This is a genomic window from Flavobacterium sp. (genome assembly GCF_036759525.1).
Taxonomy (GTDB): Bacteria; Bacteroidota; Bacteroidia; order Flavobacteriales; family Flavobacteriaceae; genus Flavobacterium.
Window position 1 is genome coordinate 100,568 of sequence record NZ_DAIOUN010000003.1, and the last position, 20,807, is coordinate 121,374.

16 protein-coding genes and 1 pseudogene are annotated in these 20,807 nt (G+C 35.6%); 12 read left to right on the forward strand and 5 right to left on the reverse strand.

All coding sequences use genetic code 11. The features are described 5' to 3' along the window. Positions 1-24: 24 nt before the first annotated feature. The 6 genes and pseudogenes from rsmA to V7M80_RS03650 all read left to right on the forward strand — a co-directional run bounded on the left by rsmA (position 25) and on the right by V7M80_RS03650 (position 4,879). Entirely contained in the window at positions 25-804 is a 780-nt protein-coding gene (gene rsmA, locus V7M80_RS03625) for a 16S rRNA (adenine(1518)-N(6)/adenine(1519)-N(6))-dimethyltransferase RsmA (protein WP_333694096.1), read from the forward strand. Continuing rightward, on the forward strand, positions 794-2,146 hold the full coding sequence (gene mgtE, locus V7M80_RS03630; RefSeq protein WP_333694097.1) for a magnesium transporter: 1,353 nt from the start codon (positions 794-796) through the stop codon (positions 2,144-2,146). Before rsmA ends, mgtE begins: the two co-directional genes overlap by 11 nt. 213 nt (positions 2,147-2,359) lie before the next feature. Further along, complete coding sequence (gene proC, locus V7M80_RS03635) at positions 2,360-3,136, forward strand: pyrroline-5-carboxylate reductase (RefSeq protein WP_333694098.1); 777 nt, start codon at positions 2,360-2,362, stop codon at positions 3,134-3,136. Positions 3,137-3,151: 15 nt separating this feature from the next. Next, a pseudogene (locus tag V7M80_RS03640) lies at positions 3,152-4,096 on the forward strand (2-hydroxyacid dehydrogenase); the annotation flags it as partial. A 42-nt stretch (positions 4,097-4,138) separates the two neighbouring features. Further along, positions 4,139-4,504 carry a VOC family protein gene (locus tag V7M80_RS03645; RefSeq protein WP_333694343.1) on the forward strand — a complete coding sequence of 122 codons (366 nt, stop codon included), beginning with the start codon at positions 4,139-4,141 and terminating at the stop codon, positions 4,502-4,504. A gap of 45 nt (positions 4,505-4,549) precedes the next feature. Further along, positions 4,550-4,879 (forward strand): TM2 domain-containing protein, encoded by a 330-nt coding sequence (locus tag V7M80_RS03650; protein ID WP_333694099.1) that lies wholly within the window; start codon positions 4,550-4,552, stop codon positions 4,877-4,879. Positions 4,880-4,908: 29 nt separating this feature from the next. On the opposite strand, the gene V7M80_RS03655 is transcribed toward V7M80_RS03650, so the two are convergent. After that, positions 4,909-6,702: a GNAT family N-acyltransferase gene (locus V7M80_RS03655; RefSeq protein ID WP_333694100.1), complete on the reverse strand. Its 1,794-nt coding sequence runs from the start codon at positions 6,700-6,702 to the stop codon at positions 4,909-4,911. 170 nt (positions 6,703-6,872) lie between these two features. Here V7M80_RS03655 and V7M80_RS03660 point away from each other — a divergent pair, with 170 nt between their 5' ends. The 3 genes from V7M80_RS03660 to V7M80_RS03670 all read left to right on the forward strand — a co-directional run bounded on the left by V7M80_RS03660 (position 6,873) and on the right by V7M80_RS03670 (position 9,760). After that, positions 6,873-7,649 carry an exodeoxyribonuclease III gene (locus V7M80_RS03660; RefSeq protein WP_333694101.1) on the forward strand — a complete coding sequence of 259 codons (777 nt, stop codon included), beginning with the start codon at positions 6,873-6,875 and terminating at the stop codon, positions 7,647-7,649. Between the two features lie 19 nt (positions 7,650-7,668). Next, a complete protein-coding gene (locus tag V7M80_RS03665; protein ID WP_333694102.1) occupies positions 7,669-8,634 on the forward strand; it encodes an OmpA family protein in 966 nt (321 codons plus the stop codon). Positions 8,635-8,725: 91 nt separating this feature from the next. Beyond that, positions 8,726-9,760, forward strand: coding sequence for an NADP(H)-dependent aldo-keto reductase (locus tag V7M80_RS03670; RefSeq protein ID WP_333694103.1), 1,035 nt, complete (start codon positions 8,726-8,728; stop codon positions 9,758-9,760). A gap of 203 nt (positions 9,761-9,963) precedes the next feature. Here the strand turns inward: V7M80_RS03670 and V7M80_RS03675 are convergent, their stop codons facing one another. After that, on the reverse strand, positions 9,964-11,337 hold the full coding sequence (locus V7M80_RS03675; protein ID WP_333694104.1) for a PQQ-dependent sugar dehydrogenase: 1,374 nt from the start codon (positions 11,335-11,337) through the stop codon (positions 9,964-9,966). A 335-nt stretch (positions 11,338-11,672) separates the two neighbouring features. Here V7M80_RS03675 and V7M80_RS03680 point away from each other — a divergent pair, with 335 nt between their 5' ends. Beyond that, entirely contained in the window at positions 11,673-14,303 is a 2,631-nt protein-coding gene (locus tag V7M80_RS03680; protein ID WP_333694105.1) for a T9SS type A sorting domain-containing protein, read from the forward strand. Positions 14,304-14,409: 106 nt separating this feature from the next. Here V7M80_RS03680 and V7M80_RS03685 read toward each other — a convergent pair whose 3' ends face one another. After that, on the reverse strand, positions 14,410-15,585 hold the full coding sequence (locus V7M80_RS03685; protein WP_333694106.1) for a vWA domain-containing protein: 1,176 nt from the start codon (positions 15,583-15,585) through the stop codon (positions 14,410-14,412). A 177-nt stretch (positions 15,586-15,762) separates the two neighbouring features. Between V7M80_RS03685 and V7M80_RS03690 the strand changes: the two genes are divergently transcribed. Further along, positions 15,763-17,529 carry a tetratricopeptide repeat-containing sensor histidine kinase gene (locus tag V7M80_RS03690; RefSeq protein WP_333694107.1) on the forward strand — a complete coding sequence of 589 codons (1,767 nt, stop codon included), beginning with the start codon at positions 15,763-15,765 and terminating at the stop codon, positions 17,527-17,529. Next, complete coding sequence (locus V7M80_RS03695) at positions 17,526-18,281, forward strand: LytR/AlgR family response regulator transcription factor (protein WP_333694108.1); 756 nt, start codon at positions 17,526-17,528, stop codon at positions 18,279-18,281. Before V7M80_RS03690 ends, V7M80_RS03695 begins: the two co-directional genes overlap by 4 nt. A gap of 1 nt (position 18,282) precedes the next feature. Here the strand turns inward: V7M80_RS03695 and radA are convergent, their stop codons facing one another. Together radA and V7M80_RS03705 are read right to left on the reverse strand one after the other, a co-directional pair. Continuing rightward, a complete protein-coding gene (radA, locus tag V7M80_RS03700) occupies positions 18,283-19,641 on the reverse strand; it encodes a DNA repair protein RadA (RefSeq protein ID WP_333694109.1) in 1,359 nt (452 codons plus the stop codon). Continuing rightward, complete coding sequence (locus V7M80_RS03705; RefSeq protein ID WP_333694110.1) at positions 19,641-20,792, reverse strand: alpha/beta hydrolase; 1,152 nt, start codon at positions 20,790-20,792, stop codon at positions 19,641-19,643. The genes radA and V7M80_RS03705 overlap by 1 nt, the downstream gene beginning before the upstream one ends. Positions 20,793-20,807: the final 15 nt, after the last annotated feature.

A 20,807-nucleotide genomic window follows, 5' to 3' on the forward strand; every position in this document is an offset into this window, starting at 1 on the left:
TACAACCCCATAATTCAAAACAAAATGGAAAAAGTAAGAGCCAAAAAACATCTGGGACAACATTTTTTGAACGATGAAACCATAGCCCAAAAAATTGCAGATGCCCTTACCTTAAATGGCTACCAAAAAGTACTCGAAATTGGACCGGGTATGGGAGTGCTCACCAAGTATCTTTTAGAAAAGCCCATTGAAACATTTGTCATAGAAATAGATACCGAATCGGTAGCTTATTTGCATAAACATTATCCCAAGTTGGATGGAAAAATCATTTCAAAAGATTTTTTAAAATACCCTATGACAGAGGCCATGGGAACAGAACCTTATGCTATTATCGGAAATTTTCCCTACAACATATCGTCTCAAATTGTTTTTAAAACGTTGGAATTGCGAGATCAAATACCCGAATTTTCCGGCATGTTTCAAAAAGAAGTGGCCGAACGCATTTGTGAGAAAAAAGGGAGCAAAACCTATGGCATTTTATCAGTATTAACCCAAGCTTTTTACGAAGCCGAATACCTTTTTACGGTTTCTGAAGAGGTGTTTACTCCACCGCCCAAAGTGAAATCGGGCGTCTTGCGATTGATTCGAAAAGAGAAATATCATTTGCCATGCGATGAAAAATTGTTTTTTACAGTAGTAAAAACAGCCTTCAACCAGCGAAGAAAAACACTTCGTAACAGTTTAAAAACATACCAATTGTCCGATATTTTAAAAGAAGATAGTATCTTTGACCTCAGGCCGGAACAACTTTCGGTAGAACAGTTTATTGAACTCACTCAAAAAATAGCAGCCGATGGAGTTTAAAATCAGCAGAGAATTTCTCACTCAAATTGAACAATTAATTAAAGAAAACAAGGAGCAGGAATTAAACGACTTGCTTCATGAAATTCATTATGCTGATATAGCCGAAATCATGGAAGAACTCGATGAGTTTGAGGCTATTTATATTTTTAACAGTTTAGATTCCGAAAAAACTTCCGAGATTCTATTAGAATTAGACGAAGAAGTTCGCGAAAAAATTCTTCGTAAACTTACGCCAAAAGAAATTGCCGAAGAGCTAGACGAACTTTCAACCGATGATGCAGCCGACATTATTGCCGAACTTCCCCAAGAAAAGAAAGAACAAGTAATCTCTGAATTGGAAGACGTTGAACACGCCAAAGACATTGTAGATTTGTTGCGTTATGACGAAGACTCAGCCGGAGGTTTGATGGGAAAAGAGTTGGTAAAAGTCAATGAAAATTGGAACGTACTCACCTGTGTGAAAGAAATGCGAATTCAAGCCGAAAACGTTTCCCGAGTACATTCTATTTATGTAGTAGATGACGAAAATCGTCTCAAAGGACGCTTGTCTCTCAAAGATTTATTAACGACTTCTACGAAAACGCCAATTAGCCAAGTATACATTCCCAAAGTTGATTATGTAAAAGTAGATACCAAAGATGTAGAAGTGGCTCGAATCATGCAAAAATACGACTTAGAAGCCATCCCGGTTGTGGATGAATTAGGCCGTTTAGTTGGCAGAATTACCATTGACGATATCATCGATGTAATAAAAGAAGAAGCCGATAAAGATTACCAATTAGCCGCCGGTATCTCGCAAGATGTGGAAGCCGATGATACGATTATCGAACTTACCAAAGCTCGATTACCTTGGTTGGTTTTGGCTCTATTGGGAGGATTTATTGCGGTAAAAGTATCCGGACAATTTGAAGGAGCTATGGATGAATTTGGGGTTTTATTCTTTTTCACACCACTCATAGCAGCAATGGCTGGGAATGTTGGTGTGCAATCTTCGGCTATTATTGTGCAAGGTTTGGCCAATAATACATTGAGTGGAACCATTTGGCAACGATTATTTAAAGAAGTAAAATTAAGCTTGTTTAACGGGTTAATTTTAGCGGTTATATTACTATTAGGAAGTCATTTTCTTTTGGGAGTAGAATATATAATTGGAATAACCGTGGCTACCGCTTTAATTTCGGTTATCATTATTGCCTCATTAATAGGAACTTTTGTACCTATTACCCTAAACAAATACGGCATCGATCCCGCACTGGCAACCGGTCCGTTTATAACAACCAGTAACGATATTTTCGGGATTTTAATTTATTTCTCTATTGCCAAACTTATTTTAGGATTCTAAAATTACGGCCATTATATAAAAAAATGTTTATTTTTAGGGTGCCAATGCCCATTGTCTGCAACACTCTTTTTGGGTCAGGCTGTTTTTTGTAAAGCCAAAATTCCGATAGCTATCTGGACTTCTTGGTCACTTTTTTTGAGTAACAAAAACAAAGCCCGCCTTTCAAAAAGATTTTCGCTACCATCAAGGGTACAACTCGTAAAATCATAAGCCATGAACATTCACATTATCGGAGGAGGAAATTTAGGTGTAGCAATCGCTCTAGGTTTAACTCAATTTACAAAAGGTAATCAAATCACAGTTACCCGAAGAAATTTGGCCCCAATTCAATATCTTACTCAACTTGGAGTTACGGTTTCAACTCATAATATTGAAAATATAGAAAAGGCAGATGTTATCATTCTTACTGTAAAACCGTATCAAATTGATACGGTTTTAAACGAAATTTTACCTCATATTTCCAATAAAATCATAGCCTCGGCAGTTAGTGGTGTTTCGTTAGAGGCTTTGCAACAAAAAACAAAAGGAGCACTCCCCATCGTTCGGATTATGCCCAACATTGCGGCACAATTTGGCGAAAGTGCTACATGTATTTCGTTTTCAGATTCTAATAAAGAAGCTGGTGAACAAATGGTAACTCTCTTTAATTACTTAGGTACAGCGGTTGTCATAGAAGAAAAACTCATGGATGCCGCTACCGTTCTTGGTGCGTGTGGTACCGCGTATGCCTTACGTTACATACGTGCTTCTATGCAAGCCGGAATCGAAATAGGATTTGATGCTCATACCGCTTTAGCCATTGCATCGCAAACCGCTAAAGGTGCAGCTAAAATGGCTTTGGAAGAAAAAATTCACCCCGAGCAATTGATAGACAGAGTAACCACCCCGCAAGGGTGTACCATTGTTGGTCTTAATGAAATGGAGCATCAAGGATTTAGTTCGGCATTGATACGGGGTATAAAAACGTCGTTGAATAAAATAAGAGAGTAATTTAATAGTTAAAAATTGAACACAAACAAAATAAAAATCCTTCATCTTGATTCCAATCATCCACTTTTATGGGAACAATTGGAAGCGTTAGGTTTTGAAAACCATCAAGATTTTACATCGTCCAAAGAAGAAGTAGAAGCTCAAATTCACGAGTATCAAGGCATCGTCATTCGCAGTCGATTTAAAATTGACAAAACATTTTTAGACAAAGCAACCCACTTACAATTTATTGCAAGAGTTGGAGCTGGGTTGGAAAGCATCGATTGTGAGTATGCAGCTTCAAAAAATGTTCACTTGATTGCGGCTCCCGAAGGAAACCGAAATGCCGTGGGCGAACACGCTCTTGGCATGTTGCTTTCGCTCATGAATAAATTAAACCAAGCCAATCAATCGGTAAAAAAGGGCAATTGGATTCGCGAAGGACATCGCGGTTATGAATTAGAAGGAAAAACTGTAGGCATAATCGGTTATGGTAACATGGGAAAATCATTCGCCAAAAAATTACGCGGATTTGATGTTGAGGTAGTGTGCTATGACATTCTTCCTAATGTAGGAGACCAAAATGCAAAACAGGTTTCCTTAGAAGAATTGCAACAAAAAGCCGATGTGCTTTCGCTTCACACACCTTGGACACCCGAAACCGATAAAATGGTAAATGAGCCATTCATCAATGCGTTTGTCAAACCATTTTGGTTTATCAATACCGCCAGAGGGAAATCGGTTGTAACTTCCGATTTAGTTAAGGGGTTACAAAACGGAAAAATTCTCGGTGCAGGGTTAGATGTTTTGGAATATGAAAAGCTATCTTTTGAAAAATTATTTGAAGGCGAAAAGCCGGAAGCTTTTACCTATTTGTTATCTGCCGATAACGTTTTGCTTTCCCCGCACATTGCCGGTTGGACGTATGAAAGTCATGAAAAATTGGCTCAAGTAATCGTAGATAAAATTAAAGCTATCTATTTTTCATTTCCCGAAAAAGAAGAATTTAAAAGAGTTACCGGAATTGGAGGTTTTTTCTTTAAATCTAAAGATTCCCAAAAATTAGTAGAATGGTACGGTAAGTATTTAGGTTTAAAAACCGACTCATACGGTTCTACTTTTTGGTGGAAAGACAATGAAGGTAAGGATTGTTCTACCCAATGGTCCCCTTTTGGAGAAGAAACAACTTATTTTGCCCCATCCGAAAAACCTTTTATGCAAAATTTCAGAGTTTATAATTTAGAAATTCTTTTAGAAAAATTAAAGGAGGAAGGTGTAACAATTATAGGGGACATGCAGACATATGATTACGGTAAATTTGGATGGATTTTAGACCCGGAAGGAAATAAGATTGAACTTTGGGAGCCTATTGACCGTGCTTTTTTATAATTTTTTTTACTTTTATAGCATCTAACCAAACTTTATAACATAAATATGGAAACATCAAGACCCAGAGAAGATTGGAATAATCCACAACCCCAAAACGGACCGGTTTACAGAGATAACAAGAAAATTGCTGCCGGCGTTACGGCACTTTTGTTGGGAGGATTAGGCGTGCATAAGTTTATTTTAGGATACAACAATGAAGGAATTATTATGCTATTAGTATCTATTGCGGGTATTGCCTTGTCGTGTTTTGTTTTTCCTATTTTTGGAACTATTGCTATTGGAATTATTAGCTTTATCGAAGGTATTATATATTTGACTAAGTCAGATGAAGACTTTTACCAAACGTATCAAGTCAATAAACGACCATGGTTTTAAAAAAAAGTCCCTTTTGGGGACTTTTTTGTTTAATTTTTCTCTTTTTTCTCCAGTTCCGCTTGGAATTCTTCCATAACCGGCTTTACTGTACTTTCAGGTAAATCAGCTATCCGAATGTACATCAATCCATCAACGGCATTATTGAAAAGTGGGTCAACATTAAAAGCGACCACTCGAGCATTTTGTTTGATGTATTTTTTGATTAAGACCGGTAATCTCAAATTTCCGGGTTCTACTTCATCAATAATTTTATCAAATTTATTCAAATCGGCTTCGGTTTCATTGAAAACAAAATCTTTGTCGGCATCTTTTAATTTTACCTTGTATTCTTTTTTGGGATGAATGTATTGAGCCACATAAGGATCATAATAGTGAGACTTCATAAATTCAATCATTAGCGATTTTGAAAAATCAGAAAACTGATTGCTAATGCTTACCCCACCAATCAGGTATTTGTGTTCCGGATAACGCAAAGTGGTATGCACAATTCCTTTCCATAACAAAAATAAAGGCATTGGTTTTTGTTGGTATTCTTTAATAATGAAGGCCCTACCCATTTCTATAGATTTACTCATCATGTCATAAAGTTCCGGTTCAAATCGGAACAAATCGTGCAAATAAAAGCCGTCAATGCCGTGTTGTGCATAAATTTGAGAGCCCAATCCCATTCGATAGGCACCGGCTATTAGTTGAGCATCATCGTCCCACAAAAACATATGGTGGTAGTATTTGTCGTATTGGTCCAAATCTAAAGATTCATTTGTTCCTTCGCCAACTTCTCTAAAAGTTATTTCTCGTAATCTACCTATTTCGTGTAATATGTTAGGTATTTTATCCGCAGTAATTAAATAAACTTCGTAGTTTTTGCTTTGTAATAATCGGCAATCACTTTCTTTTAGTATTGCCATTTCTTCTAAAATTTTGTCGTGATTGGCCGGTTTGGCAATCTCTTTTGGACTTTTTTGAATTTTTAAATTGGGAGTGGCTAAAAGTCTGTTTCCTTTTTCAAAAGCATTGGCCAGCATGTAGGTTTTTTTTCGAAGAAATTCAGAATAACTCTCTAATGTTTCGTATTCGTTTTGTTCTGAAACCGAAATGGGCTTGCCTATTCTAACTTTGATGACTCTCTTTTTTTGAGTTAATAATTCAGAAGGTAATTTGGCTGTTCTGAGCGTATCGTTCAACCGCGATAAAAAGTAAAATAAACGGCTGTTTTTAGCGTGAAAATAAATAGGAACAACGGGAACTTGTGCTTTGCGAATGACTTTTATGGCTCCTTCTTCCCAGGGTTTATCTACTACCAAAACTCCGTCTTTATAGGTAGAAACTTCTCCTGCAGGAAACATCCCCAAAGGTTTACCGTCACTCAAATGCCTCAATGTCTCTTTAATTCCAATAACACTTGATTTGGCATCTTTGTGGTTTTCAAAAGGATTAACCGGCATGATATACGGTTTCATCGGCTCAATACGATGAAGTAAAAAGTTGGCTATGATTTTAAAATTAGGCTCGCGTTCCAACATTAATTTTAAAAGTAAAATACCGTCTATTCCACCCAAAGGGTGATTGGAAACCGTAATATAAGGGCCCTCCTTAGGGAGTCTTTTTAAATCTTCTTCCGGTATTTCAAATTTGATTTCAAATTCGTCTAAAATGGCGTTCAAAAAAGGAACATCAGACAAGTGTTTGTTTCGGTTGTAAATAGCATTTAAGGTAGATATTTTAAGGACTTTCATAAGAATCCATCCTATAAATGTTCCAATAAATCCGTATCGATCTACATTAATTGCTTTGGCAACTTCTTTGGCAGTTACTAACCCCATTTTTGAAATTTTAGTTAAATAATGAGCAAGAAACAAATATAGTAATTCTAATTGAAACCCAATTCGAAAAAAAAGAAACAAAATAGGCTTTGTTAAACATTTATTATAATTCTAAACTGCTTTCTATTACTGCATTCTTTTATGTATTTTTGACAACATAAATCAGAATTATGCGAATTATTTCTTATAATGTAAACGGTATACGAGCCGCAATTACGAAAGGATTTTTAGATTGGTTGCAACACGCAAATCCGGATATAATTTGTCTTCAAGAAATTAAAGCTACAGAAGATCAAATCCCTACAACGGATATTTCGGCTGCAGGTTATCCGTATCAGTATTACTTTTCGGCTCAAAAAAAAGGATATAGCGGCGTTGCTATTTTATCAAAAATTGAACCTAAAAATGTCGTTTTCGGCACAGGAATTGATTATATGGATGCCGAAGGAAGAAATTTAAGACTTGATTTTGATGATTTTTCAGTAATGAGTTTGTATTTGCCTTCCGGAACCAATAGCGATCGTTTAGACCATAAGTTCAAATATATGGATGATTTTAAAGTTTACATAGATCATTTGAAAGTTGAAATTCCAAAACTCATTATAGGAGGTGATTACAATATTTGTCATCAAGCTATAGATATTCACGATCCCATCCGAAATGCTACGGTATCTGGTTTTTTACCGGAAGAACGGGCTTGGCTTGATGCTTTTATCAAGAGCGGTTTTGTAGATAGTTTTAGACATTTTAATAAAGAGCCTCACAATTATTCCTGGTGGAGTTATCGAGCCAATGCCAGAAACAACAATAAAGGCTGGAGAATTGATTACAACTTAGTGAGTGAATCCTTATCCAACCAACTTACCAGAGCTTTTATTTTACCCGAAGCAAAACATTCCGATCATTGTCCTGTTGGAATAGAAATAACCACTAAAACCCATAATTAACCTCTAAATAACTGAATTTATGACTAAGAAAATTTTTCTTTTAGCAACAGTGACCTTGTTGATTTCCTCTTGTGTATCAAAAAAAGTGTACAACGAATTAGAAAGCAAATATGCTGCACTCAAAAAAGAACAACGTGATTTAGAAGATCAAAATGATGCTTTGGCTAAAGCGAAATCGAAATTGGAAACCGATTTAAAATCCAATCAGGATGAATTAGCCCGAATCAAATCGGAACGCGACAAATTGCAAAGTGATTTAGCCGCTGCGTCAAATAATTTAAAGACGCTTCAAGCTTCGTATGCCGCTCTAGAAAAAAATTCAGACGATGCTTTGCAAGCAAATATGAAGAAAAATAGAGAATTATTGGCTCAATTGGATGCCAAAGAAAAAGCTTTGGCCGCAGAGCAAGAACGATTAAATAAATTGCAAGCCGATTTAAGAGATCGTTCGCAAAGAGTAAATGAATTGGAGAGTATGATTGCCGCCAAAGAGGAAAGCATGCGAAAACTTAAAGAAACTCTTTCAAAAGCCCTGAATAGCTTTGAAGGCAAAGGACTAACCGTATATCAAAAAAATGGAAAAGTTTATGTTTCTATGGAGAACAAATTACTTTTTCAAACGGGTAGCTGGGCGGTTGGCTCAGAAGGACGTAGAGCCGTAGTAGAAGTGGGTAAAGTATTGGCTCAAAATCCGGATATTTCTGTTTTGATTGAAGGACACACCGATAACGATAAAATTTTAGGTTCAATTGGTGGCGGTGTCGAAAACAACTGGGATTTGTCTACCAAAAGAGCTACAGCTATAGTGACGATTTTATCTGAAAACAAAGGGATAAATAAAGAGAACTTAACAGCTGCCGGAAGAGGCGAATTTGCTCCAATTGCGTCTAACGAAACCGCAGAAGGAAAAGCCAAAAACCGACGTATCGAAATTATTTTGACACCAAAATTAGATGAAATTTCTAAAATGTTGAATGAATTATAAAAACAGGTTCTGAGTCATTATGAGGCTAGGTTAGCAAGGTTTTTCAATGGTAACTTAGCCTCTTTAACGCTAAGTCCCTTAATCCCTCAAAATGAAATACACAACCCTTTCCCACACCAACATTAAAATCAGTAAAATCTGTTTGGGAACCATGACTTTTGGTGAACAAAATACCGAAAGTGAAGCCCATGAACAATTGGATTATGCCGTTTCTCGGGGAATTAATTTTATTGATACCGCCGAAATGTACCCCATAGCTGCCCGAAAAGAAACCCTAGGAAGTACCGAGCGATTTATCGGAAGTTGGTTAAAAAATAGAGGAAAGCGAGACGATTTGGTCATTGCTACCAAAATTGCCGGGCCCAATCGAGGTATGGAATACATTCGTCAACCCTTAGATTTTTCTGCCAAAAGTATTAAGGAGGCCGTAGATTTAAGTTTGAAAAACCTTCAAACCGATTATATAGATTTATACCAAATGCATTGGCCGGAACGGGTAATGAATATGTTTGGTAAAAGAGGTTTGACCGAAATTGACACCAACTGGAAAGAAAATTTTGCCGAAGTTTTAGCGGTTTATGATGAAATCATCAAGTCGGGAAAGATTAGACACATCGGTGTTTCTAATGAAGCTCCATGGGCGGTTATGAAATTTATCAGCGAAAGCGAAAAACACAATTTACCCCGTATTGCCACCATTCAAAATCCGTATTCGTTGTTAAATCGGTTGTTTGAAGTTGGTTTAACCGAAGTCTGCATGCGAGAGAATATAGGTTTATTGGCCTATTCTCCGTTAGGTTTTGGGATTTTATCGGGCAAACACTTAAACGGAACGCAACCCAATTCCCGTATAGGTTTGTTTCCACAATTTACACGTTACACTTCCGAAAACGCTACAAGAGCAACTAAATTATACCAAGAATTGGCTCACAGTTACGGCTTAACTTTAACGCAAATGGCTTTGGCTTTTGTACAGCAACAACCATTTGTAATGAGTACAATTATAGGGGCAACCTCTTTGGAACAATTAAAAGAAAATATAGATTCACACGAAATTTTACTTTCACCTGAAATTGTAAAAGAAATCGAAAAAATTCATGAAATGATTCCCAATCCGGCTCCATGAGTTTTTAGTCGCAGTTTTCACAATATTGTCATTCCGACAAAGGAGGAATCTCAATCGCTGTTTTCACACAATATGAAAAAAGGAATCAAAAACGTTTTAGTACAAAAAGAAAAACAATTCCTCCATAAAATGGTCATTCCGTAACAATCTTTTATAATTCAGATTCCTACGGAATGAAAACGTTGAGGTAAAGCAATTACGGTTTACTTCACCATCAATTTACTTGTAAAATGAGCTCCGTTAACCTCTTGTACAGAAACAAAATACAATCCGGGAGTAAGCTGGGCTACTGAAATTTCGTTTAATTCGGTGCCATGTATCATTTGAGATAGTACTTTTTTTCCCGTGCTATCAAAAACATGCAACTCATTCAATTCTAAAAGATTTGAGTTTTTCAAAGTAAACGAATGTTGTGTGGGATTTGGAAATAAACTCAATCCCTTTTTTTGAAATTCATCGGTAGCTAACGATAAATCGACTAGTTTGGAAATAATTCCATTTGAAATTCCGGCTACATACAACTCTCCGTTAATATCTTCTCCAAACGAAACAATATTTCCGCCAAATGAGTTGGGCGTCCAAACGATGGTGCCATTTTGTATGTAACCAATTCTATTATTGCAATAATCGGAAAATAAATATTTTCCAAACAAATTGGGATATTGTAAACCACGATATACATAACCACCGGTTAACGAGCAACCACCGGACTCTGTGTGGGTATATTGGGCTACCGGAAATGTATAGTTTCCAATTGGACCACATCCTGAACTATTGTAAACAGCATTGCCTTCATAACAACGCCATCCGTAATTCAATCCTGCGGCTGTTAGTGGAGCTTGGTTAATTTCTTCAATGGCATTCTGACCCACATCGGCAATCCATAAATCACCATTCAATCGGTCAAATGAAAATTTCCAGGGATTTCGCATGCCCACCGCCCAAATTTCATCGGCTCCGGGTGTTGCTCCGGCAAAAGGATTTCCGGCCGGAATGGCATAAGGTGATCCGCCATCTACATCTATTCGCAACATTTTACCTAATAACGAATTAATGTTTTGACCGTAATTACTAGGATCACCACCACTACCGCCATCTCCCATTCCAATATACAAATAGCCATCAGGGCCAAAAGCTAAAGATCCACCATTATGATTGCTAAAAGGCTGAGCAATAGTCAATAAAACCAATCCGCTGTTGGCATCAGCCACATCGGGATTGGCACTTACGCTGTATCGAGCAATGACGGTAGCTCCATCGCTGGCACGAGTATAATTTACATAAAAATAACCATTTGTAGCATAATTGGGGTGAAAAGCCAAACCCAGCAAACCTCTTTCACCACCAAATACAATGGTGGAAGTTGTCAAAGTTAAAAAGTTGGTTGCATTAATACTTCCATTCGAATTTAATATTCGAATCGCACCGCCACGTTGCACCACAAACAAACGAGAATCCCCGGCATTGACTATCGCTACCGGACTCGAAAAACCCGACGCAAAGGTTTGTAACCCGATGGTTTGAGCAAAAGAAGCAAAGGAAAATGTGAGAATACTTAGGAGTAAAAGTTTTTTCATGGTATTTTGGTTTTGGATGAGTAAAGTTAGTAAAAAAATATAAATAGTGTTAATTAAGAATGGGTTAGCATTAGTTGTTACATCATGCAAGATTTAAGTGTTTTTTAGAAAATGTTTTTCTGTTTATTTTGTGAATATCGACCTACTATTCGAAAACTATTTTCTTCGTACTAAAATAGACCCAAAAAAGACAACTATGGGGGTCAAAGATTTCATATACTGAGTTAGAAAAATCAATATATAATATTATAATATAAAATGTAAGAAAATTTTTTTAATTTTACAACAGTATTTTACAAAATATTAATTATTATAACACAAACATAATTTGTTCAATGAAGGCATTATTTATAAATTTCTATTGTATTTTATTTATGAAAATCAAAAATTTTGTTTTTTTAGTAGTTTTTTTATCAGTAAACTTTTCTCATAGTCAATGCGGTAATTATTCAGAAATTATTTCACAAAGTATTGAAAAAGTAAATTTTTGGGATGATAATTTTGGTTACGGAATTGGTGGAGCTAAACTAATGATGACTCAAGATGGAGGAAATACTTGGTCAGATTATAGATTACCAGATTTCAGAACGATATTTAACTTTCCTCTATTGGATACCAAGATTATTGATAATAATTCTGCAATAATAGTTGGTTTTAACGGACATATTCTTCTGACAAATGATAAGGGAGTAACATGGCAAGAAAGAAGTGTTGAATATGATGGCAGAGAGAGTTTAACTTCAGTAGATTTTATTAGCAACACAACTGGATTTTTAGTTGGGTTTAATTTTGGTGAAACAAATTTATTATTTTACAAGACTACAGATGGCGGAAATACTTGGATAAATGTTCAGACATCTTTAACTTTTAGTAATTTGAACTTTGGTTCAAATGAAATAAAAATTTGTAAAATACATTTTATAAATGAAAGCATAGGTTTTTTATGGAAAAGGAATAGTTTATTTAAAACAACTAATGGAGGAATAAATTGGGTACAAATACAATATCCTCAAAATGATGGAATTATAATCAATATTAAAAGTATTGATAACGAAGTTTATATGACTCTCGATGATTTTGCAAGTTCAGCACAATTATACAAATCAAATAATTTTGGAGATGATTGGATTTATGTAAGTGAATTTGATTGTTTAACGGAAAATAGTTATTGTTTGGCAACAGGTGAATTTGAAATTCGAAACAATTACTTATACGCACAAATTAAAAATGGAGATTTTAGCACTTCTAAACTAGTTAAATTTGATGTAGTTAGTAATACTATTACACATACTGATTTGGAAGAAGATTTAGGGTTTTTAAATGATATTTGCTTTTATGAAGACAATAAGGCCGTATTGGTAGGCGGTGGCTTTTATAGAGGCGATTACGGTAGAAAAATTGTTAAAACAATTAATTCAGGGATTAGTTATCAAACTTTAGATTCATTCAATGCTAAAAGTTTAGAGGGTGTTTCAAATAATGGTTTAACAATAATGAGAAATAATCCTAATATACTCACAGCAAGTATTGTAGATAATTTTAAAAGTTATGATTGGGATTCGTTTGGTTTATTTGTACACATTTCATTTGATAATGGTAATTCTTGGAGTCAAATAGCTGAAGAACAAACAAAAACAGGAAAAATCTTATATGTAGAAGACTCTTATATATCATATTTAACTCAGGTTAACGGGATTAACCCTCAGGAAGGATTAAAACTCGTTGAATCATTTGATTATGGTTTAACTTGGTCAGAAAGCATAGTTGTAATTCCGGATAATGCTCAGCCAGATTATCAGTCTATAAGTAGCTTAGATGAAACAACATTTATCTTTTATGATTACGGAAGTTTATTATATTACTATTCCATAAATAAGGGTCAGACGTGGACACCCTTTAATCTGCCAATTCATAATAACGGGACATTTTATAATTATAAATTTAAATCTCTTGAAGAAATATATGCTTGGGGTCAAATGGACAATTGGCCCACGGAATATGATTACTTTTTATATAAGTCTTTAGATTCAGGACAAACATGGACTCAAATTGTTAATATTCCTGATAATAACGGCGTTGATCTTGGGGCTTTTGCTATAAATACATTTTTTGGGAGTGACTTTGCAATAGTTTCAACAGGAGGAAATAGTTATTTTAAAATCGATCTTAATGAAAATACATATTCAGTATTTCCTTTTACTCACCCAAATGGAAGCGTTTACATAAATGAAAATGAACTAATGATTTTAGATGATAATAATTGGGTTCTGCATGTTTCAGATTTCTTTCCTTATCTCATCACAACAAATAATCAAGGTCAATCATGGCAAGAAAAATTTTGTCAAATTTGTGGTAAAAACTGGCTGTACAATGAAATGGATAATGAATTGATTTTATACAGTAAGGACCACCTAAAAATAGAAAGATTGATTTCGTACACCCCTAAAATACCAATTATTTTTGGCAATAGAAATCCTGTTGTAGAAAGCACAGAAGATTATTTTATACCAGTTGATTTTTTTTCTGAAACTACTTGGGAGTTATTATCAGGGGGAGTTTTAATTACTCAGCCAAACACATCATTCTATACAGCAACTATAAATTGGACTGAGGAGGGACAGCATGTCTTAAGAGCAAAAAGAGTTAATGCATGTGGTGAATCAGAATATAATTCAATAATAGTAAATATTGAAAATCTCGATTTAGAGAAAGATAAAATTAGTACAACGACGGTTTATCCTAATCCATTTATTAATGAAATTTATATCAATTTGTCAAATGAAATTGAAGATTTGAATATTGAAGTATATAATTCTATTGGATCTCAAATAAAAAACTATACCATAGTTTCTAACGGTAAAACTATAAAGTTAGATAATTTAGAGCATTTGTCTACTGGGGTATATTTTTTAAGCATTACAGATAATAACAATAAAAGTAATAGAGTTTTCAAAATGATTAAATGATTACAAGGACATCAGTAAAATATGTGAGGGTATTTTAATTTAAAAACCTTAACTAAAAAAACCGTCTCAAATCGCTTCGAGACGGTTTTATGACATATTTACACCATTAGTTTACTACAACATATCCTTTGGCTTTGGCAAAACTATAGATAGAAGTTGTTATGGCATTACCCAAATCGTCTTGTGACTTGGTTTTTTTGGACTCTTCGTCTATAAAAGCTTGGCGTTTTTTGGACAGTTCATCCATTTCTTTTTGAATGGTTTCACGCTCTTTAGTTTTTTGAGCAATAATGGTTTTAATTTCTTCTTTCGATTTGTTCTTTAATTCAGCCGGGAGCTCTTCGTTTTTTAAATTCTCTAAAGCTTTGCTGTCAGTTTTTGCTTTGTCTACCAAATCCCAACTTTCATTTTTATACACGGCTTTAGATTTACTCACGGCTCGTTCGGTATAATTGGCTCCCGAAATGGATTGAGCATTGGCATCTTGCACCTCTTGAGCCCTTTTTTTCTCGGTGCCCATAGAACCGTAACCTATATACGTTTTGTTTAACCGCACATTGCATTGCGAAATCTGGTCGTCATAGGGCGTCACGATATAGCGAACTTTGGCATTAGAATCAATGTTAAAATATTTGCCTTGTCCCACATCGGCTCCGTCTTTCCAAAAGCCACGAATGCCTTCTTCATAACCACCACAATGAATGGTGTTGATATAAATGCCTTTTTTCAACGCATCAGAAATGGCTTCTTTGTAGTTTATGCTACCTTGTGTAAACGGTTCATTTCCGGCAATGTAAATGAGTTTCATGTTTTCTAGTCCGTCTTTCCAAGTGAGTTTTTGAGTAGCATCTTGAATTACTGCTCCGCAATATTCGTTACCCCCATTGGTTCGCAAAGCAAAAAGTTTTTCTGAAATCAAATCCAGGTCTGTACTTAAAGGAATTACTTGACGGATGTAATTTGATTCCAGGCTTAGACCACTGTTGCCGTATTCATACAATGCAATTTCAATATCGGGGGTTTTACCCTCAAATTTCAATGTGGTTAAGGTATTTACAATATTCCACAAACGGGATTTGGCTTGTTCAATCAGTCCGTCCATGCTGTTGGACGTATCTAACAGTAAAGCTACTTGAATGGTTCCTTTGGCAGTGGTCTCTTCCGGATTTTGAATGGTTTTTCCGCTTGTGTTGGCATCAATAGTAACCGTATTGATTTTCTTTTCGCAACTAAACATCACCATCGAAGTGAGTAAAGTAAGGGAGAAAACTAATTTTTTCATAAGATTGTGGTTTTAAATTTTGGATAAAATTAATTTCTAAGGTTGTTCAACTTTAGACCACTTGGTGAAAACCATTTCTCACTTGGTGAAATCGTTTTTTAAACCCAAATTAATTTTCGTACTTTACACTGTAATACAAATGAGATGGTTATCCGATTTAAAATAGTACTACTAGCCATGTTTTTTCCTTTGGTCATGATGGCTCAAGACAGCATCAAAACCAAAGTGAATAAATCTTCTGTGAGCAAAAAAGCCAAGGAAGTGGAGCAAACATTGTCTAAAAGTAATCCGGAAAGTACAGCGGATAAATATGTAGAACTTGCCCAAATTTTAGATAAAAAAGGAGATTTCGCTAAGGCGGAAGACTATCTAAAAAGAGCATTGCCAATTTATCAAAAACAAAAAAACAAAGATAAAATAGCCAGTACTATTCGGTTTATTGCTCAAGTTCAAGAAAAACAAAATAAAGTTCCGGACGCCATCAAAAACTACCAATCGGCAAGTGAAGAAGCGGTAGATGTGGGATATTCACGAATGAACTTGAATGACGCAAGTAGATTGCAAAACACAAGTCCGAAAGTGCAAGCCGATTATTTGGATTCAAACATTAAAATTTTAGAAAAGGAAGGTAAAAAGGAAGAGGCAGCCGAAGCTTACAAACAAAAAGCGGTAGTCGATTTAAAATCGGAAAACAAAGGAAGGGCTATTGAAAATTATGAAAAAGCCATTGCTGTTTCCAAAGATAAACCGGAAGAAGTTCTGAAAATAAAAAGTGAGATTTCGAAAGTCTATGCTTCGGAAAACAACTTGGATAAAGCGATTGAAATTACCAAAAACACCATTTCGGAAGCGGAAAAAATAGGAAGTGTTTCGCAACAAATTGAACAACAGCAAACGTTGGCCAATTTGTATTTTAAAAATGAAAACCAAGACGAGGCCATACGATTATTAAAAGAAACCTATAATCTGGCGTTAAAAAACGGACGCACATTGGATGCCAAAAAAGCGATGCTCGCTCTCTCGGATTATTATCGAGAAAAAGGCAATCAAGCCAAAGCGATTGAATTGTATGACCAATTTTTGAATGATTTTGATCGTATGATTCAAGCGGATAGCTCACTTGTAGACGCAAAAATTTTTCAAGTAACGGAAGAAAAAATCAAACAGCTGGAGAAAGAACGTGCGTTGAAAGATGAGTTGATTACGAAGAAAAATAAATTCAATTATGTCTTGATTGGCTCCGTGATTTTGATGTTAATTTTATTGGGATTAATTGCAAAAGCGTTGTTTTCTATCAAAACCAAAAACAAAAAAATTGCGTTGCAATCGTTGCGAAGAGAGATGAATCCGCATTTCATTTTCAATAGTTTGAATAGCGTGAATCAGTTTATTGCACAAAACAATGAGTTGGAAGCCAATAAATATTTGACTTCGTATTCCAATTTGATGCGAAATATGATGGAAACATCGAATAAAGATTTTATCACGTTAACCAATGAATTAGAGCAAATTAAGAAGTATTTGGATTTGGAACATTTGCGTTTTCAGGACAAATTTAACTATGAAATGGCAATAGATGAAAAGTTGGATGCCGATGCGATTTGGGTTCCAAATATGTTGATTCAGCCCCATTTGGAAAACGCCATTTGGCACGGTTTGCGTTACCGAGAAACCAAAGGAAAATTGAAAGTGACTTTTACAGAAGACAATCAGTTGATTAAAGTTTTGATTGAAGATGACGGAATTGGTGTTGAAAAAAGCAAAGAGTTGAAAACCCAAAACCAAAAAGTGCACGAATCGAGAGGCTTGAACAATGTAGAAGAACGGATTAATTTGTTGAACGATTTATATCAGCAACAAATTTCCTATTCCATTTCTTCAGGAACCGATGGAAACGGAACGGTAGTCACACTTTATTTTTCTAAAACCACTAAAGGAGCATGAACGATTTTCAAAAAATAAAAAGTGTCATTGTCGAAGATGAATCGGCGGCTCGCGAAGCGTTGAAAAACTACTTGGCAAAATATTGTCCGCAAATTGAAATCATTGGCGAAGCACAAAACAGTCGAGAAGCGATTCCGTTGTTGCACGAACTGCAACCGCAATTGGTTTTTTTGGATGTAGAAATGCCTTTTGGTAATGCGTTTGATGTGTTGGAGGGATGTAAAGATTTGCATTTTGAAACCATTTTTGTTACCGCTTTTTCCGAATATTCGTTGAAAGCATTAAACCAAAGTGCCGCGTATTATTTGCTAAAACCCATCAGCATTGAAGAATTGATTTTGGCCGTAAACAAAGTGCAACAACAATTGATGAAGCAGGAATTATTCAATCGAAATCAAATCATTGTACAAAACTTCCGCGAACCCAAAATCGAGAAGCAACAAGTTATTTTACCTACTGTAGAAGGTTTTGAAGTGGTGAAAATGCAAGAAATTGTTCGTTTGCGAGGCAATGGCAACTTTACCGATATTCATTTGGCCGACGGAACCAAAAAAATGGTCTGCCGTTTTTTAAAACATTTTGATGAGTTGTTGGAATTTCCGTTTATGCGTGTACATAAATCGCACATCATCAATTTGAATTTTGTGAAATCGTATCACAAATCGTTAGGCGGTTATGTCACTCTTTTTGATGAAACGGAGATTGAAATTTCGGGAGGTTATAAAGAGGACTTTTTGAAAAAATTCAAGTAGTTTACCCAAACAATTCCCCCACTACATCCTCAATCTTTGCTACTAATTTCACTTGAATCAGGGTTTCTTTCAGCGAAATTTTATTGTATTTCGAAACAAAAATCGTCGAAAAACCTAATTTTTCGGCTTCCAATATGCGTTGCTCTACACGGTTTACAGGACGAATTTCGCCTGCCAAACCAACTTCTCCGGCAAAACAAAAATCTTTCCCAACCGGAATATCTTCGTTGGAGGATAGAATGGCAGCCACTACGGCCAAATCAATAGCCGGATCATCCACCGAAATGCCACCCGTAACATTTAAAAAAACGTCTTTGGCTCCCAAACGGAAACCGGCACGTTTTTCTAAAACCGCCAAAATCATATTCAATCGTTTCGCATTGTAACCCGTCGTGCTGCGTTGTGGTGTTCCGTAAACGGCGGTGCTGACTAAAGCTTGAATTTCTATCATCAAGGGTCGCATGCCTTCTAAAGTGGAAGCAATTGCCGTTCCGGAAAGTTCTTCGTCTTTATGCGATATTAATATTTCTGATGGATTGGCTACTTCTCGCAAACCCGAACCTTGCATTTCATAAATGCCAATTTCTGCCGTTGAACCAAAACGGTTTTTAAGCGAACGCAGGATTCGGTAAACATGATTGCGATCACCTTCAAATTGCAAAACGGTATCCACCATGTGTTCCAGAATTTTGGGTCCGGCAATGGTTCCGTCTTTCGTAATATGTCCAATCAACAAAACAGGTACATTGGTTTCTTTGGCAAATTTGATAAGTTCTGCGGTACATTCGCGAATTTGCGAAATACTTCCGGCAGTCGATTCGATATAATCGGTGTGTAAGGTTTGAATGGAATCGATGATTACAATCTCCGGTTCCATTTCTTGAATTTGTTTGAAGATGTTTTGCGTTTTGGTTTCGGTGAGAATGAAGCAGTTTTCATATCTGTTTTCAATCCGTTCGGCACGCATTTTTATTTGTTTTTGGCTTTCTTCACCGGAAACATATAGAGTTTTATAAGGTAATTTTAAAGCAATTTGCAACAAAAGCGTACTTTTTCCAATACCGGGTTCACCACCTAAAAGCGTTAAAGAACCGGGTACTAATCCGCCACCTAGCACTCGATTTAATTCGCCATCGGAAGTATCCAAACGAATTTCTTGAGTCGAATCAATATCTTTAATTCGTAGGGGTTTGGGAGCTTTTTTTATTTCAGAGGTGGGTTTCCAAGCCGTTTTTTCTTCTTTTTGAATCACTTCTTCCACAATAGTATTCCATTCGTTGCAAGCATGACATTGGCCTTGCCATTTGGAATATTGGGTACCGCAATTTTGACAAAAGAAAGAAGTTTTGATTTTTGCCATTACTTCATTTGTTGTTTCATTTCTTCCGATTTGTCAAACATCATGTCTTTATTTAAGTCACCAATAGGTTCTTTTTGGAAAGCACTGATGTAATATTTTTGAGCTCTTTTAAAATCTTCTTTCTTCTCATACATTAAAGCTAAATGGTAGTCGGCCAACATGGATTTCGGATAATGTTTACGAGCTAAAATAGAGAGTTCGTCAAACTCATTGTAGGCTTTGTTTTTTAAAATTGCCGCTTCAATAGCTTTGAAATCATTCAAACGAATAGGCATTTTAATAGTTAATGATTTTTCCAAAGTTTCGTATTTCTTCGATAAATATTCTACATAGCCGTACTCTAATTTTACAATTTTCTCATTAAATTCGGTCGTTGTAATAGGTTGGTACACCGAGAAAAAATGATACAAAGCATTGGGTATAGCATGTAATACCAAGGAATAATGCGAGGCACCTATAAAAGAATCAAATTTATACGATAAACTTTCTTTTTTTATATTCTTAATATTGGCATCTAAAGCATTTATTCGATCTTGCATTTTTTTCAAATCTCCATCTGCAGTGGCCAAATAGTAGTAAATATTTTTTGGAATAGTATTGAGACGATCGGCAATTCGTGTTTCCATATCGGGTGCCAATTCCGGACTCAAAATGATGTAGGCGTCAAATAAAGGATTGTCTTTGTAGAGATAAAAATTGGCAAAACCGGCCGTAGTGTCATGACCTACAACTATTTTGAAAGGAGCTATACGGTAATTTTTTTCCAAATAGGGGACCAATTCGGTTCCTAAAAACTCAAAAAAAGCGGCACCGGTTTCATGAGGCACACCGTTTTCTTCATCATATTCACTATCCGCATAGCGTTCTTCGTTTTTGTTTTGATTGATTCCAACTATAATAACTTCAGGCAAATCATCCCAATAATTGCCAAATTTGAGAGCCCCTTGAATGGGTTCAAACAAATATTCGCCGTCTAAAATAATCATTAAAGGGAATTTTTGGTTTTTGTCTTTGCCATAAGAAGCGGGAAGTTTCACATAAAATTCGCGGTCTACGCCTAATTTTTTTGAAGAGAAAACTTCAGTTTGCGGTTGAGCATATAAATTTAGGGCAAGAAAAGCCAAAACGAGTTTTAAGTAAATTTTCATCATGTGCCTATTTTAAAA

Excerpts from the sequence above, each read along its gene's own strand:
- V7M80_RS03690 (WP_333694107.1), top strand. The coding sequence starts at position 15,763 with ATGTTTTTTCCTTTGGTCATGATGGCTCAAGACAGCATCAAAACCAAA.
- V7M80_RS03670 (WP_333694103.1), top strand. The coding sequence starts at position 8,726 with ATGAAATACACAACCCTTTCCCACACCAACATTAAAATCAGTAAAATC.
- V7M80_RS03675 (WP_333694104.1), bottom strand. The coding sequence starts at position 11,337 with ATGAAAAAACTTTTACTCCTAAGTATTCTCACATTTTCCTTTGCTTCT.
- rsmA (WP_333694096.1), top strand. The coding sequence starts at position 25 with ATGGAAAAAGTAAGAGCCAAAAAACATCTGGGACAACATTTTTTGAAC.
- V7M80_RS03705 (WP_333694110.1), bottom strand. The coding sequence starts at position 20,792 with ATGATGAAAATTTACTTAAAACTCGTTTTGGCTTTTCTTGCCCTAAAT.
- mgtE (WP_333694097.1), top strand. The coding sequence starts at position 794 with ATGGAGTTTAAAATCAGCAGAGAATTTCTCACTCAAATTGAACAATTA.
- V7M80_RS03695 (WP_333694108.1), top strand. The coding sequence starts at position 17,526 with ATGAACGATTTTCAAAAAATAAAAAGTGTCATTGTCGAAGATGAATCG.
- V7M80_RS03655 (WP_333694100.1), bottom strand. The coding sequence starts at position 6,702 with ATGGGGTTAGTAACTGCCAAAGAAGTTGCCAAAGCAATTAATGTAGAT.
- radA (WP_333694109.1), bottom strand. The coding sequence starts at position 19,641 with ATGGCAAAAATCAAAACTTCTTTCTTTTGTCAAAATTGCGGTACCCAA.
- V7M80_RS03650 (WP_333694099.1), top strand. The coding sequence starts at position 4,550 with ATGGAAACATCAAGACCCAGAGAAGATTGGAATAATCCACAACCCCAA.
- V7M80_RS03680 (WP_333694105.1), top strand. The coding sequence starts at position 11,673 with ATGAAGGCATTATTTATAAATTTCTATTGTATTTTATTTATGAAAATC.
- V7M80_RS03685 (WP_333694106.1), bottom strand. The coding sequence starts at position 15,585 with ATGAAAAAATTAGTTTTCTCCCTTACTTTACTCACTTCGATGGTGATG.
- V7M80_RS03665 (WP_333694102.1), top strand. The coding sequence starts at position 7,669 with ATGACTAAGAAAATTTTTCTTTTAGCAACAGTGACCTTGTTGATTTCC.
- V7M80_RS03660 (WP_333694101.1), top strand. The coding sequence starts at position 6,873 with ATGCGAATTATTTCTTATAATGTAAACGGTATACGAGCCGCAATTACG.
- proC (WP_333694098.1), top strand. The coding sequence starts at position 2,360 with ATGAACATTCACATTATCGGAGGAGGAAATTTAGGTGTAGCAATCGCT.